Source organism: Psychrobacter sp. CX16, from assembly GCF_057396245.1.
Genome location: NZ_JBXYJF010000001.1, coordinates 40,315 through 56,863, shown reverse-complemented (window position 1 = coordinate 56,863; position 16,549 = coordinate 40,315). Strand labels below are relative to the sequence as shown.

The 16,549-nt window shown below is 42.8% G+C and carries 13 protein-coding genes; 2 read left to right on the top strand and 11 right to left on the bottom strand.

What is annotated here, in order from left to right:
- Positions 1-559 precede the first annotated feature (559 nt).
- Entirely contained in the window at positions 560-1,948 is a 1,389-nt protein-coding gene (locus AC2SLM_RS00240; RefSeq protein WP_486551247.1) for a nucleotide-binding domain-containing protein, read from the top strand.
- Between the two features lie 18 nt (positions 1,949-1,966).
- Positions 1,967-2,887 (top strand): SMODS-associated NUDIX domain-containing protein, encoded by a 921-nt coding sequence (locus AC2SLM_RS00235; protein ID WP_486551401.1) that lies wholly within the window; start codon positions 1,967-1,969, stop codon positions 2,885-2,887.
- Positions 2,888-3,086: 199 nt separating this feature from the next.
- Here the strand turns inward: AC2SLM_RS00235 and AC2SLM_RS00230 are convergent, their stop codons facing one another.
- The 11 genes from AC2SLM_RS00230 to AC2SLM_RS00180 form a co-directional block, all read right to left on the bottom strand.
- Positions 3,087-5,771 (bottom strand): ABC transporter permease, encoded by a 2,685-nt coding sequence (locus AC2SLM_RS00230; RefSeq protein ID WP_486551245.1) that lies wholly within the window; start codon positions 5,769-5,771, stop codon positions 3,087-3,089.
- 130 nt (positions 5,772-5,901) lie between these two features.
- Complete coding sequence (locus AC2SLM_RS00225; RefSeq protein ID WP_486551243.1) at positions 5,902-6,495, bottom strand: HAD family hydrolase; 594 nt, start codon at positions 6,493-6,495, stop codon at positions 5,902-5,904.
- Entirely contained in the window at positions 6,492-7,175 is a 684-nt protein-coding gene (locus tag AC2SLM_RS00220; protein WP_486551242.1) for an ABC transporter ATP-binding protein, read from the bottom strand. Before AC2SLM_RS00220 ends, AC2SLM_RS00225 begins: the two co-directional genes overlap by 4 nt.
- A gap of 29 nt (positions 7,176-7,204) precedes the next feature.
- Positions 7,205-8,005, bottom strand: coding sequence for an arylesterase (locus AC2SLM_RS00215; protein ID WP_486551240.1), 801 nt, complete (start codon positions 8,003-8,005; stop codon positions 7,205-7,207).
- A gap of 195 nt (positions 8,006-8,200) precedes the next feature.
- On the bottom strand, positions 8,201-8,779 hold the full coding sequence (locus AC2SLM_RS00210; RefSeq protein ID WP_486551239.1) for a GNAT family N-acetyltransferase: 579 nt from the start codon (positions 8,777-8,779) through the stop codon (positions 8,201-8,203).
- 51 nt (positions 8,780-8,830) lie between these two features.
- Complete coding sequence (locus AC2SLM_RS00205; protein WP_486551238.1) at positions 8,831-10,135, bottom strand: valine--pyruvate transaminase; 1,305 nt, start codon at positions 10,133-10,135, stop codon at positions 8,831-8,833.
- A 61-nt stretch (positions 10,136-10,196) separates the two neighbouring features.
- The gene (locus tag AC2SLM_RS00200) at positions 10,197-11,486 is read right to left on the bottom strand and encodes an MFS transporter (protein ID WP_486551237.1); all 1,290 of its coding nucleotides are present in this window, start codon (positions 11,484-11,486) and stop codon (positions 10,197-10,199) included.
- A gap of 208 nt (positions 11,487-11,694) precedes the next feature.
- On the bottom strand, positions 11,695-11,943 hold the full coding sequence (gene nqrM, locus AC2SLM_RS00195; protein ID WP_486539951.1) for a (Na+)-NQR maturation NqrM: 249 nt from the start codon (positions 11,941-11,943) through the stop codon (positions 11,695-11,697).
- A gap of 432 nt (positions 11,944-12,375) precedes the next feature.
- On the bottom strand, positions 12,376-13,911 hold the full coding sequence (nhaD, locus tag AC2SLM_RS00190) for a sodium:proton antiporter NhaD (protein WP_486551235.1): 1,536 nt from the start codon (positions 13,909-13,911) through the stop codon (positions 12,376-12,378).
- A 213-nt stretch (positions 13,912-14,124) separates the two neighbouring features.
- Complete coding sequence (locus AC2SLM_RS00185; protein WP_486551233.1) at positions 14,125-15,294, bottom strand: FAD:protein FMN transferase; 1,170 nt, start codon at positions 15,292-15,294, stop codon at positions 14,125-14,127.
- A 247-nt stretch (positions 15,295-15,541) separates the two neighbouring features.
- Positions 15,542-16,348, bottom strand: coding sequence for an SDR family NAD(P)-dependent oxidoreductase (locus AC2SLM_RS00180; protein ID WP_486551232.1), 807 nt, complete (start codon positions 16,346-16,348; stop codon positions 15,542-15,544).
- Between the last annotated feature and the right edge of the window lie 201 nt (positions 16,349-16,549).

Genomic DNA, 16,549 nt, shown 5'->3' with positions numbered 1-16,549 from the left:
TCATTAAGCTGAATCTAAATCTTTGACCTAAAAACACAAGTCTCATATTTGAAAAACGCCCTCTACTCTTTAGAGGGCGTTTTTGTTTGAAGCGTTAAGGGGTTTTAGGGTTTGGGGATTTATAGCTATTTCCTGCTTTTCGCTACTATCTGCCGGTCTGAACAGGGCAGTGGTATCAGATTGTGGCGTCGCTTGCTTCGCGCGCCACCCCAAATCTGACCACTGAATCCTTTCAGCTCGTCAGTATATCCGCTTCAATCACGGCTAAACCGCTCCTCCAGTTAACGTTTGTGTTGGTAATTGAAGGTTTTGAAAATTCTAATCAAATTACAAGTTATACTATTTTAAATTTATACAAAAATAGGCGCTAGTTTGTATTTAATACAATAACGACGGTAGATGACGCATTATATTTAGATATTATTGCTTATTAGTCTACGAATATCCATAATGAAAACTACAATAATATTTTTTGAAAAGTACAGTAAGTGAAGGTTTGTAAAAATAAGCAGGTTTTGATTAATACCCTCTAAGTAAGCTTCTAGGAAAGGAAAAAATAATGTTTGATTGTTCCAAAGAGTTCAATATTTTTTACAAAAATCATGTTCGATTATCTGAAAAAGAAAAAAATGAGTTAAGAGACAAAAGAAAGAAGAATATAAAGAGGTTAAAAAAAGGATTAATTAAATATAATGAGGAAAAAGGTACAAGCTATAAATTTGCAGATAATAGAACTCAAGGTTCTATGGCAATGCACACCATTGTACAGAATGATGAGAGGGACTACGATATAGATGTAGCTATAATTTTTGATTCAGATAATTTAGGTGATCTAGGAGCACAGGCTACAAGAAATATGGTTGCAGATGCATTGAAAAGAGAGATGAATCAATTTTCTCAAGAACCAGAGGTAAAGACAGGTTGTGTGAGAGTACGCTATGACTCTGGCTACCATATTGATTTCGCAATATTTAAAAGGTCGAAATATTACGAGGGGCAAGAAGAATACAACTACGAATATGCAGGTAACCAATGGTCTGTTAGAGATATTAAAGCTTTAGATGATTGGTTTTCTGATGAAATAAAAACCAAAACTAATGACTTAAGAAAGTTAGTTAGACTATCTAAGATGTTTTGTAAATCGAGAGACAATTGGGGATCAATGCCAAGTGGTCTAGCTCAAACGTTATTATGTTCAGATCAATTCAATAACTCACATTCTCGTATAGATGAAAAGTTTTACCATACTATGAAGTCTATTGAAAGTAGGTTGCAATATAATCTAGATGTTTATACACCATATAATGTAGATAATGGTAGAAAGATTACAAATAGGCAAGCTGACTTGGAAAAAATGAGTAGATGGCGAGATAAGCTATCTAATCAATTACAGAAGTTAGATATATTATTTGAAGATGATTGTACATACGAAGAAGCTATATCCGCTTGGGGAGAGTTCTTTAATCATTCATATTGGTCAGATTTACAAGATAAAGTACTCAATATATCTGAGTCACTTGAATCATTAGCTCCATACGATTACAGAGATACAGAAGAGTTTATAGAAAATTTATATCCTGTGATGGAAACATATTATGTCAATATTGATTGTAGAGTTTCACGAGATGGTTATAGAGAGCTGCCTCTTTATAAATTTCTAGAAAGATATCTAAGTGGGTTTGGCAGGTTTATACCTTTTAACTTCAAAGTTAAATGTAAAGTAGGTCAAACTAACTGTCCATCTTATGACAAAGTCTTATGGAAAGTGAGAAATGTTGGAGAGGTTGCAGAAAAAAATGATGATATACGCGGGCAAATTATAGAAAGAGCTAATGAAATTACTGAAATAACTTCATTTGAGGGTCAGCATTTTGTTGAATGTTATCTAGTAAAGGACGGAATATGCGTAGCAATTGGGCGTGTTAATGTGCCAATTGGTAGAGAATAGGAGTTATCTTTGAGAGCCATGAAAAAGATATTAGTTCCATTTTTATTGATGCTAATAACCTCCTTAATAATAACTAGTTTAGAAGGATATAAGCAGAACATATTTGTCGGAGTAGTTATATTTCTATTCACACTATATATTAAAGATAATGCCGTAAAGCTTTATTCTCAACTGAAAGTTATATTTGGACAGCATAGTTGGAAACGCTCACAAAGAGAGTTAGAAATATCCAAAAAACTAAATGATGAAACACTAGTTAGAATTTCCTTTGCTTATCTTTTTAGGATAAAAGTTGGGGATAAATATTTTTTAGTACCTAATTCGCGAACAGGAAAATTTCAACCTGTTGGGGGAGCATATAAGTTTGGTGTACATGAAGCTAAGTATTTAGTTGAAAATTTTTCAGCTAAAGATGATAATCGTATTCAAGTAGATGAGGTTACAGAAGCAGACTATAGGTTATTAATTAAAAATAAATATTTGAAGGACTTTGTAAAAAGGTTTGATAATACGTTGGATAGAGAAAATATAGACAACCTATCTAGAGAGTTTATAGAAGAGATTTTCAACACTGATATCTTAAAGAAAGATGCTTTTGGTAATTTGGTTTATAGTTATTGCGGAAGACATATTACAAATATTGAAAAGACAGCCTTTGGTATGTACGAATTATTGTTGGCTGACATTGTAGCGGTTGAATTAACAAATACTCAAAAAGAGTTGTTTAAATCGCTTATGGATATAGACTCGGAAAAATATAAATTTTTTACTGCGGATGAAATAAATAGCTTAGGTATGAATTACGATAGTCAGAATTTAGTTGATATTATTGCTAATCATACTCCCAAGATACTAACTGAGAATAATGGTCAGCTATTTAAAAAACTTAAGTACAAGTATAAACGTAAGTACAAAGAACCTATAACTATAGTTTTATGAATAATAATTATAAAGTCAGCAAAACAAAATAATATCTATTGTTAGTATAACTCGCAAACACAATTTTATTCATCATTGTAAATGTGAATCGAAGGAGCGGTTTAGCCCCGACAGTAGCAGATATACTTGACTACTCACTGCGCCAGTGGGTGTGCAAGATAGAAGCGAATGGCGAGATTAGCTTCAACATTTATAACCCTCAAACCATCCCTCTCACCCTAGCCATAATCCCACGACCAATTACCAATCGCACATACCCAATCGCAATAATTAACAACACCGCAACGAGTAACACCGCACCGAGCGCAAAGCGACCCCAAGGGATGCTAAAGCGTAGATTAAACCACTGGGTAATCAGTATATACGCCGTACCACTCGCGAGTACCACCGCAAATGCTCCTGCACTGACGCCAAGTAAACCAATCTCAAGCATATTGATCTTATACAAGTCCCGCTTTTGCATACCGAGTAAGCGAAACGAGGCACTGTCCCGTAACCGGTCTTGCGAAGTGGATAATAATGAGGTAATTAGCACCATAATGCCTGTAATCATAGCGAGTAAGGTAAACACTTCTACCAGTCGGCTCATCTGACTAACAAAACCTTGCACTTGCTTGGCAATTGCCCCACCATCAATGGTGGTTATCGCAGGAAACGCCCGCACAAGGTCAGTTTGTAATTGTGGAATTTGAGTGGCATCTACTTTGGTCGTCGCAAACTGAATTTGTGGCGCATCTGCTAACACCTCAGGCTCAAATAAGAAATAGAAAAACGGACTGGGGCCACGCTCATAGCGCTCCCGAATACTGGTAATTTGTCCGACGATTTCAATACCTTGAATATTAAAGCGTACTTGATCGCCCATACCTACATTGAGCAGTTCAGCTGCAGAATCTAATATCGATAACGGCACGATCTCATCTTTACTGTCTAAGTCGTTATTAGCTCGAGTGTCAGATGCAATCGGTGCATAAAGCTGGTTGGGCGCTACCGATTCTTTAATAAATTCAGTATCCATTACACTATCGGCATAGTTGAGATTAAACACCCGAGTTGGGTCATCACCCTCACTTTGTGGCACCTCAATCTTGTCAGCAGCCACACCGCCAGCCTCAGTCACTCTCGCACGTACGACTGGATAATAAGTAATCGGCGAGTCAATCATCGTATTTAATTTATCATGCTGATCGCTTTGCACATCGAGCAAAAACAGATTTGGTGCATCTTCAGGGTACGCCTGTACAAACTGTTTATTCAGGCTATGATTTAAGAGCGTAATCATGGTCAAGACCGCCACCGATAAGGCAAGGGTGACAAAAAACAGTCCCGACTGATTGCCCTTACGCGACAAGTTATGTACTGCGATACGTGCCATCCATCCTGACTGTTTACCCCCAAGCCTCCTACCAAACAAGCCACGCTCAATCAGTTTCGCTAATAACCACAACCAACCTTTACCCAATAACCAAAAGCTGCCAGCCAGCACCAGCATACCACCCAATACATGTAAGCCTGTCAACAGTGAGCCAAACTCATAGGTGAGCAGTCCATAACTTGCTAATAACACCAAACCATACCAATATAAGGGCGGATGTTGGCGAGTATTGCTAGCCGATTGTTTGAGCACCGCTGATGGCTTGGTATGAGTCACCGCATACAAGCTTTGTTGCACTACCAATACCGTAATTACCAACGCCACGATACTGATTTTGACCAAACTGACCATCTTAATAGACAGCTGGATATCAGGCGGCAAAATAGCGGTTAAATACTGTGCTCCGATATTGAGCATTCCCAGACTTAACAATCCAGAGGCAATACATGCCAGCACCGCCATCCCCAAAAATAGCAGATAATAACTGCGTTTAATCGAACGCACCGACTCTCCGAGTGCACGACGAATGGCATTAGAGTTTTGTTGCAAGCCAACAAACGCCTTTACCACGCTCAAAAGTGCTACCGCTGATAAAAACAACACTGCAATCACCAGCAGTTTTAAGAACATCAGTACATTATCCGATACCTCAGTCACTGACGTATCCGACTCATCCGCTGTTGTCATTTCCACTTCTTGCGAGGCGGGCAGGGCATCGATAATTTGCTTAAGTTTGGTCTGCTCACTGGCAATGGCGTCAGGGCTACCCGCCAACTCAATACGGTAATTAACTCGGCTACGTTGCCCCATTAAGTTGGTCGCTTCTAAGTCATCCGCACTCATAAGCACCCGTGCGCCAAACCCAAAGGCAGTCAACGGACGATCAGGCTCAGTGACCAGCTCATCGGCGATGGTAAACACCGCATCACCAATTTTGACCTTATTGCCGACTTTAAGATTCAGCCCTGTCAACACTTGTGTTTCCACCACTACCGTATTGGGAGTAAGCTGTTGCCAAAGCGGTTTGCCTGACCCTAACACCACCTCACCATATAATGGATATTGACTCGATACGGCTTTGATACGGGCGAGGAGGGTATTCACGTCTGAATCATCGTTAGCGTTTGTATCAGCATTGACGTTAGACACCATCGCATTAAATTGATAATCGTAAACGACGCCTGATTCAACATGACTATTAGAAGAAGCAGCGGATTTTGAATCCGTTACCGACTCAAACGCCTGTACCGCCTCTAGCACATCGGGCGTCCACGCTTGCTTGCTGCTTAAAATCAAATCACCACCAACCAGCGCCCGTTGATTCTCAGTCACATAATCACGCACCGACTGTTGAATCGAATCCAGTGTCAAATAAGTTGATAACGACAATACCATTGCGAGCAAAAACAACAACGGATACACCCAATGTCGCCACCAGCTTCGGTTAAGCGATTTACTACCTAGGTTGGTATGAGAGTTGGTTGAAATGGGCGTATGTTGTTTGGTCATAGTGGCAGGGCTATTGATTGATGGTTGATGTGGGTGAGGATGAGGATTTAATAATATAGAGCAGTCAGGCTGTGACGCATAAAACACGGTAAGTGATTAGTACAGACAGCAGTGCAGACGATGTCGATTTTTAATCAAAGTACTGATAAAAGCGCTTGTCATCCGACGCCATTGCTAGTAGCTCATTATCTTCTGGCGTGTCGCCATAGGCATAAGTATGCTGATAATCAGACAGCTTAAATTGTTGCATGACACGCTGTTTTTTTTGCTGAGAGCTACAGTCGCCTTGCTTGCTAAAACCAGTGACAATGCCGTTTTTCGCATCCACTTCGGTACATATCAGTTTCAGCCCATGTCGTTCACACCAAGGCTTTAGGTATATATCCAAAGAAGCAGAAATGATAACCACTGTGTCCCCTCTGTCTTTATGCCATTGTAGTCGTTGCATGGCACTAGGGCGCAAAAATTTAGGCAGAATATGATAGGCATAAGCTTGGCCTTTGGCTTGCAGCCTGTGTTCATCGACACCTTTAAAGGCAAAGTGTAAGATTTTTGCGCGGATATCACGACCTTTTTCAAAGCCTAATTTATATCTGATAAGCGCGGGTAGCAGTACTAATTTACCAAGACGCAATCTGTTTTTAGGCACAGCGAATAGCATAAATTGAGTAAATGTATCTGTATGGGTAATGGTGCCGTCGAAATCGAATAATGCTAGGTTCATTCAACCCGCCCATCATGAATAGTAATCACCTGATCCGCATTTTCAGTCAATGCAGGGTCATGTGTCACCACCACCAAAGCGGTGCCCGACTGTTGTTGTAGCTCCAGTAGTAAGTTCATTACTTGCTGGGCGTTTTGCTCATCCAAATTACCTGTTGGCTCATCGGCAAAAATAATTTTTGGACGAGCCACTAGCGCCCGAGCCAATGCGGTGCGTTGTTGTTCACCGCCTGAAAGTTGATGTGGTAGGCTGTCACGGCGATGAGTTAAGCCTACTGCAACCAGCAGTTCTTCCACACGATTGGCGTCTGGCTGACGGGCGATATCGAGTGGAAATGCAATGTTTTCGGCAACGGTTAACGTCGGCAACAAATGAAAGGACTGGAACACAAAGCCCATATCTTGTTGACGTTTTTGTGCCAGTTCATCCTCGCTCAAGTCCGTTAAATTCTGACCATTTAGCCAAACCTCACCGGTATCAGGGTAGTCCAGTCCTGCCAATAAGCCTAATAACGTTGACTTGCCCGAACCTGATTTACCCATGATTACCGCAAACTCACCAGCACCAATACTCACATTGACATCTTTGATAATGTTCGTCTTAGTCTCGCCAATCATCACGCTTTTACTCAGATTGGTCGCGTGTAATAAAGGCTTAGTGGAAGCAGTTGCGTTGGTCATCGAATCTCTCATAGTCAGGCTCAGTAGGGTTACGGTTGTGCGCTATCACTTGCTTGTTCACCAACGAATTCATCTAGTGTCGGTTTAAGCACAGGCAGGATATTATTCTGGACGATACGTGTATAGCCCTCGCTAGTCGGATGAATGGCGTCAGATTGGTTGAGCTCAGGCACACCGCCGACACCCTCTAAAAAGAAGGGAATAAAAGGCACACCGGTATCTTCAGCAATTTTTGGATATAAGTTAGAGAAGGATTTCACGTAATCATCCCCTAAATTATCATAAATCTGCATACCGCCCAGAATCACAATACTGCCCTCATTCTGTAGACGCTCAATGGCAGTACGAATATTGCTGTCTATCGTGGCGACATCAATGCCGCGCATCGCATCATTGGCTCCAATGGTTAAAATAGTGATATCAGGTTTGGTTTTAAGCGCCCAATCAAGGCGATTCACCAGTCCGGTGCTCGTCTCGCCACTAAGGCCAGAGTTGACGACTTTAGCATTGATATAACCGGCCTGCTTTAACGCGGCTTCTAATTGAGCGGGGTAAGCTTCATTTTCTGGTAGGCCTAGACCTTCGGTGAGTGAGTCACCAAGTGCTAGGATAGTTATGGGTTGTTCGATGGTTTGGGTGGGGTCAGCATCTGATGGCTGTGATGTACTGGATTCTGTAGTCGCAGGTATGCTTTGAGACTGAGTCGAAGTCGGAGTTTCAGACTCAGCATTTATAGGACTATCTGTGTTGTCTTTACTAGGCTGGCAAGCCATTAACAATGAGCTTGCAACAACGATAAACGACAGTGGTTTAAGAAACGGCAAGGACATAACAACTCCATAAACCAAAACGCATGGTTAAAAAACAATAAAATCAGGCAATGACATCATACTAACAATGGTAGATATTTTTAGCTGTTTATGATTGGTTATGGTGTTGCCGGACTATAACTATAGAGGGCAGGATAGGAGAGTAGAAAGGTTAAACGAATGATAAAGTAGATTAGCGGTGAGACTTATAATCCATCATTTAACTCTGTATGAGTCATTAGTATTATCATCAAAAACCAACGAATTTAAAACATGATCGCGCCATTGCCCATTAATCTTTAGATAGGATTTGGCATAGCCTTCTTTCTCAAAACCAAGTTTGTTGAGCAGGCGAGCACTTCGGTCGTTATCCGGCAGGTGATTGGCCATAATACGATGCAGTCCATAGTGTTTGCGCACATAATCGATTGCACGGCTGAGCACCTCGGTCATGATGCCTTGACCTTCATAATCGGCATCTATGGAGTATCCCAGATATCCCGCCTGAAATACCCCATACATAAAGCCATTAAAGTTAATCACCCCCATAATTTGTGAGCAATCTTTTGGGGTAAAAACCATTGATATACCACTGCGCTGATGGTAGGCATCTAGCGTGGCCTCTATATGTGCCTCAATACTTTCCAACGTATAATAATTGGCATCTCTCTGTGGTTCATAAGGTGCTAGGCGCGCCTCATTACGCAGTAAATAATCTTGTAGCGGCTGCGCTAGGTCTTGGTTGAGCAAATAGACCTCGGCTTTTGTGGTACTAAATAATTTTTTCAAAGCCATCGCCGTATTCTCCTAGGCAGCGCATGCGTCATCTGTGAAGTAGAGATGACCTTACTTATTGTCATATAAATCGCGAACCACCTCGCCAATCACCTTGATACCTGCCTCTAAGGTCTCATCACTGGCAGCGATACTCATACGAATACACTCAAAAGCATGCGGATAATTGGCCGTATCTAAACCCGGGTAGAAGTGTTCACTTGGCACAATTAACGTGGCCTTTTCTTTTAGACGGTCGTACAGCTCGGTGGTGGTAATGGGTAGGTCTTTAAACCATACCCATAAGAAAATCGCCCCTTCGGGCTTGTGAATAAATACCGGATAATCGCCAAGCTCAGACTTAATATGACGAATCGCAAGTTTGGCTTTTGCCGCATAAAATGGCTGAATGGTCTCATCACACAGCTGTTTTAAATTGTCGTTGTTAAGTAATGGCGCAGTAATGGCACCACCAAAGCGTGTTGGTGCAAGATTAACCACAGCGTTCATTGCACTCACCGTCTTTATCACTTCCGGTGCAGCAATAACAATGCCGGTACGCGCCCCAGGTAGGCCAATCTTCGATAAGCTAAAACACAAAATGGTGCTTTCATCCCAGTTGAGATTCACATCAGGATAAATAATATTTGGGAACGGCTCGCCATACGCGTTATCAATAATTAGCGGCACATCATATTGCTTGGCAATCTTCGATAAATGCGCCATTTCTTCATCGGTTAACACGTTACCGGTTGGGTTGGTCGGGCGTGAGCAGCAAATTGCACCAATTTCACCGTTTTTGAGTGCCGGTAAGTTCTCTAATACTTCAAAGTCGATTTTGTATTTAAAGAAACCTGTTTCGCCTTCGTGCTCGACTTCTTCAATCTCAGGCTCAATGGCAATAAAGTGTTCGCCGTCAATTTGCACATCACTATAGCCGATATACTCTGGCGCTAGAGGCATTAAAATAGACTTGGTACTGGTATTGCCGTTTTCGTCCTCAAAGGTGCCACCGAATAAGTTAAATAAATAGAAGAAGGCATTTTGCGAGCCATTAGTTAGCACAATATTATCTGTGCTTAAATTCCAGTCGTAATGACGGTTAAAAAAAGCAACCAAAGCATCTATAAATTTAGCATCGCCTTGCGGATTAGAATAGTTCCCAATGGACTCAATAGCGTCGCCGTCAATACCGCCCTGCTCTAATGATTTATAGACATTAAAATACGCCTCGTTCACTTTATCGATACGCGCAGGGTTACCACCGCCGAGCATATTCACTGGCGTTGGACTCTTTAAGGCATCGCCCAAATCATCCATTAGCTGAGAGATGGCACTGGTTTGTGTGAACTGTTGGCCATATTTTGAAAACTTCATATTAGTACCGTTTAAGTTATTTTTAGATTAAAAAAGCCCCGATATATCAATAGAGTAGTGCTTATGCAGGCTTGCCGTCAATCATAATAGGGCGACTGGCGAGCCAAGAAAACACCACATTAATGACAGTGACGATTAAGATGAATAATAAAGGCGCATCCCAGCTGCCTGTCACCTCATGCAACCAGCCGGCACCAAACGGACCAGTAAAGGCCACCAAATATGCCACAGTCTGTGCCATGCCGGACAGTTTACTGGCCTGATTTGGAGAATAAGTGCGCAGCGAGAACAGCATAATACAGAGCGTGAAAATACTGGCACAGCCAAGCCCCATGGCCGAGCTCCACAGCCACGCCAATGACGGTGACAAATAGGCGGTACCGACCAGACCTATGAGGTTGAGTAGTGTCGCAGTAATCGCCACAGTTTGAATGGGTATGCCGCGGCGAATTAGCCATGTCATCCCAATAATAGCAATGGGCGCCATAAACTGGAATACTGAGCCCATATTACCGCCTTCGACCTCGCTTAAACCCTTACTAATCCAAATAGAGGGTAAAAAAGTCGCTACGGTATAGAACAGCAGTGATTGCAGTCCCATAAGCATTGCCATTTGCCATGCCAGGCCCGATTTCCAGATAGAAGTGGCTTCTTGAGCCGCCTCTGTTGGATTCATTACAGCGGCCGGCATCTTGTGTGAGGAGCCTAGTTTTAAGCGTAATATTATCCAAGCGACGATAGCGGCAATGCCCAATATCGCCCAGCCGCCCAATGCCCATTGCCAACCGACGCGTTCGGTTAACGGATACACCAAGCCGGATACCGTCCCTGCCATAACCGACATTGTTAAGCTAAACAAAGCAGTCATTAGTGCAATATTATGCGGGGTGCGCTGCTTAATAACCGGTGCGACCAACGTATTGGCAAAACCGATGGCCAATGACAACAAAACAGTACCGGTCAAGAAGCCGTGCCAGCCTATCCATGTCGAGCGCATAATGATGCCCGCGGTGATAGCGACTAAGACAGCGATTAATGTATTCTCTAATCCAAATCGTTTACCAATGGCCGGTGAAATCAGTGCGCCTAATGCAAACATCAACATCGGGATAGCACCAAGCCAACCAATATGAGTGGCATTTAAGCCAAGCGCTTGCTCGACTACAGGTGCAATTGCGCCTAATGCCACGATAGGCGAGCGCATGTTGCTGGCCAATAATAAGATGGCAATCGCTACTAGCCAAAAGACAGCGCGCGGCGTTTTTTCGGCCACATGATTGGCGTGATGCATTGAATTAGGCTCATTGGTCTTAGGCATTGCTTGATTCGGAGCAGAGGCGGAATGTGACATAGTAAACCACTTACTTTTGGTAAACGGGGTGGAGGGTGACGGACATAAAAAACCACCGCATAAGCGATGGTTTAACTATAGCAGAAATAATCAGCAGAACCTAAGCCAGAAAGTTTGGCCGCTGATAACAGACACTGGCATCTACTATCGCTACTTGTTATAGAGTGCTTCAGAGTTGGTTAAACAGTGCCGAAATCTAACTAAACCCTTATAGAGCAGATTTACCTAAATCAGCTGCTTTCTTGCTATCAAACGCTTTTTCATCGTTAATCTGTTCACATAGATTGGGGTCGTTACCACAGAACTGGCACGTCTCATCACCCATTAAATTGGCAACACGGCCACATGAACCACGTAACGGTTCTTTTTTTACCATGTAACCGATGCCCATAAACAAAAAGAATAGGACAAATACGGCAAAGGTAATGCCAAGCATAGGAAGTAATTGAGCGAGCATAATAGCCTCACTTAGTTTAAATAGAGTATTTTATTGGTTCAATTTTAACACATATTCAGATAAGAGGCCGCGGCAGCGCAGTATAAATGCTGTAACGACAGCAAGCAGTGCTAATTCGAATATCAATATGCAATCTTGGATATTTAGCTTTTAACCTTCAATTATATTAAGCCAAAAACTAAGAACCTGTATTCACAAGCTATAATTGGCTCTTTTTTGCCTAAAACAAGCCACTACTTTGTTAAAATTCGGCTCGAATAGAATGACTATTCAACCCAATTTTGCCTCGTATTGTCTCATTTTATTCTAAAAATACCATAACTGTAGCTTATGAATACAGGTTCTAAAAAAGCGCCTAACGTAAGGTCACAATCACCATAGGCGCTATAAAAGATATTTAGTTATAAAACTACGAATTTATAACACTAAGAATCAGATGACATGAATGATAATATAAGTAATCGCACCGGCTAAATAGCCTAATAGCGCTAGGCCACTAATACGTTTGAGATACCAAGTAAACGGCAGCTTTTCCATCCCCATTGCTGCCACGCCAGCGGCAGAACCAATAATCAAGCAGCTACCACCGGTACCAGCACAATAAGCTAAGAAATGCCAGAATGCGCCATCTTGTAAGAATTGACTTTGACGTGCCAATTCATCGCCTGTCAGTTGGGCCACTGATGCATCGGTTAATAACGGATACATTTTCATCGCACCGGCGACCAAGGGCACGTTATCGACTAAGGAGGATAGCAAACCGATTAATACGTTAATCACGTACAAGTTGCCAAAGGTATTGTCTAGCCATAAAGCCACATCGGTTAAATGTCCGGCGGTGGCAAGGCCGGCGACTGCTAATAAGATACCTAAGAAGAATAAGATGCTTGGCATATCGACACGGGTCAAAACGCCGACCACGGTCATACGTTCTTTGATATACCAGTCGTGATGACGGTGCATAATTTCTGTGAATACCCAAAGGACGCCTACCCCAAATAAGATACCCATATAAGGTGGCAAGTGGGTGATCGTTTTAAAGATAGGCACAAAGGCCAATGCCGACAAGCCCAATGTCAATACGCTAATGCGCATCTTGCTGGTAATTGACTGCTGCGCCATAAGCGTCAGGTTATCCTGAGTTATTGGGGTATCGGCTGTGATGGCTGTCTGAGTTACCTCGGCTTGACCTGTCATTGCCGCCGCAGGGTTAGGCGCTGTACTGTGTTGCTCAGAATCAGTGGCGGTATTGCCGAGATAGTTAACGTTTGAGGCCTGAAAAGGCACTTTGGCAGGCTTAGGACGAAACACTTGTTTGCCGCGAAAAATGAAGCTTAATATCAGCATAGGCACGAGCGCAGCGACCAGACTTGGCACAATTAAATCCACAATAATCTTGCTTGCCGTGACTTGGTTACCAATCCAGAGCATGGTGGTGGTAACGTCGCCAATGGGCGACCAAGCACCCCCGGCATTGGCGCAGATAACGACCATGCCCACATACCACCAACGCATGTGCTTGTCTGCGACTAATTTGCGTAGCAAAGAGACCATAACAATGGTGGTGGTTAGGTTATCGAGCAGGGCAGAGAAGAAGAACGTCATCAGACCAATGGTCCACAGTAGCTTGATGGCACTGGTGGTTTTGATACGACTGGTAATGGCATAAAAGCCATCGTGAGCGTCAATCAGCTCGACGATGACCATAGCACCCATCAAGAAAAATAAGATTTCTGCAATTTCTGCAAGGTGATGGCGCAGCTCTGTGTTTAATAACTCGGTGACACCTTGTCCACCATGGGACGCTAATTGGCCGGCAAGTAAGGTGTCGGCACCAAAAACCAACAGCGTCCAGATGAGGATTGCGGTGAGCAGGGCAGAGGCTGCTTTATCAATATGAACGTTGTGTTCAAGCGCAATCGCTATATAACCTAAAACAAAAACCAATGCCATTAACGAGTAAATCATGGCCTATCCTCAATGTTAATAAAAGTCCTAAAGTGTCGCGTTGAACAATGACAACGCAACCATTCTAAGGGATACAACAGCGTTAAGATAGACAGTAAAATGACTCGTCAAATTAGTGCTTAAACCCTTTAATTTCGGGAAATTGATAGTGTTTTGTGTTAAGATGTTTTGTAAGTATCACTTCTTAAAATGTGTGGTTTTTTAGTCTTAAACTCAATCAGTTTGACCCGCTCTTAACGCCTTCATTGCTGGTGTCTCAACAATTTGCCAATATGCCAATGGGTCCACATTATTAGAGGTAATATCCTCTACAGACGCAATATCATCATGTATCTTACCATCCTTGGGTATCACAAACATCGCCGCTATATTTTGCTCGGTCGCCATGTTCAGTGCATTCTCATAAGACATGGCGGTCAAAGCTGTTGCCCAAGCATCTGCTAAAGAGACTGTCTCGGCTGCAACCGATACCGAGGGCGCACCACCAGCAATCGGCTGACCTGTGGTCGGATCAATGGTGTGGCTATAGCGTTTGTTATCAAAAATCACTGAGTTACGATAGTTGCCTGAGGTAGCCAAATGCAGTTGATTTGGCGAGCTTGGCTGACGAATTCCGGCGATGGTCAGACGCTCGGACACGCTGCTGTCTATCACGGGTGCATCAATGGCAATCTGCCATGGCTGTGCTTTTTGATTGACGCCAGAGCTTGATATCTCACCGCCAATCTCGACCATGTAGTTGTTAATCTTGTATTTATTGCGCAGCACATCAGCAATGACATCGACACCATATCCTTTAGCGACTGCCGAGAAATCCAGCTCTACATCCTGTTTTGACTTAGTCACGCTATTACCCTTTGCGGTCACGCTATCAAAATCAATCAGCGACTTAGCGGCAGCAATCTCATCAGCAGAGGGCGGATTCTGTAGTCTATCTACCGTCATCACATTTCCAAAGCCCCATAAGGTGACTAAAGGCATCACTGTCGGATCAAAGGCGCCGCCCGACTGTTTGTATACCTGCTTGGAGTCGCTTAATACTTTAATAAAGTCATCGTCCACTTGGATTGATTCTCCAGCAGATAAGCGATTAAACTTAGAAATGGTCGAGTCTTCTTGATAGGTCGACATGCTGTTATTAATCTCTACCAAACGCTCATCGACCGCTTGTTTTATTACTTGCTCATCGACACTATCTGGCTGTTGATAGCGAATATGATAGCTAGTTCCCATGGTCTCACCTTGAATATAACTATATTCCGGCTGCTTCTGACAGGCACTCAGACCAATGGCACTAGCAGCAATAATAGTGATACCAGTACTGGCTGAGCTAGAAAAGTTAGAGAAGCGAGAAGGGAGGCTGTTAGATAAGCGAGACGACATAGGACATCCTTTGGCGCGGTTGAAGGGTTAATTTAAAGATGGAATGGATTTGGACAGCTTTTATCAATTTAGTGTGACTTTGATAGCATGGCTGCTGTGAATAATCTGCTGCCCTATTTTACAACGCTCGCTCGATTTATTAACACCTTTTATGTCGATAAAAGGTGTTAAAGGCGGCTCAAGTCATTAAGTAGAGCCATATCTAAGAACGACTAGTTAAGGAGTCGAGCCTGAAAGTAACTAGGTTTTAAGTCACCTTTGCACGTCGAATTACTTTATACAGCTTTTGCGGAGATACGCGGTTTAATAAGGTGGCAAGCTTCTCTTTTTGTCCGGCTGCAATAATGTACTCTTCATCTCTTTGTAAGGCGCTCACCACTTGTTTGGCAAAAGCCGTGGCGGTTAAGCCGGCACCCGTTGCCTTATCCATCGTGCCTTGTGTGCTGCCATCACCCGTCAGTGCATTAATCGATACATTGGTTTGGATAAATCCAGGGAAGATAGTAGCAACTTGAATATTTTGCTCGCTTAGCTCTGCACGTAAGCTGTTGGCCCACATATGAATCGCAGCTTTGGCTGCCCCATACGCGCCGCGATATTGGGTGCCGAGTAATCCTGCAACACTAGATACCATAATCACTTTGCCGCCGCCTTGTTCAATCAGCTTAGGTAATAGCAAACGGGTTAGACGAGTTTGCGCAAAATAATTAATTTCCATTAATTGACGCTCGACAGCTTCATTAGTGTCCATGATTAACGAGCGCTGACTGACGCCGGCGTTATTTATCAGCCAATCAATATGACCGGCTTGGTCCATTACCGAAGCATACGCCTCTTTGCTTTGCTCAGCATCTGTTACATCGAAAGGAATGACAAAGTGTTTGTTGGGCTTTTTGCAGCGGCTTTTAACAAGATCGAGCTTTTCGGTATTGCGGCCACTTAAAATCACGGTCGCCCCGCGGCGAGCAAACTCTATACTTAACGCTTCGCCAAGGCCGCTTGAAGCACCGGTAATCCATACCGTGATATCTTTAATGTTGATTCTAGTTTTCATAAGCATCCTTTCTTATTTATCTGTAGTCACAGAAGTCTAAAATGGTGACAAGGCAACCGAGCGCAAGTATGACAAATGTAGGCTTAGCGAGGTTAACGCCGTAACCGTTTAGTATCTCGCTGACTATAGATGAGGGTAGGGGAGAGAGTCTAAAATTATTAGCCATAAAAAAGAGCCTCATTTGAGGCTCTTAATTTATCA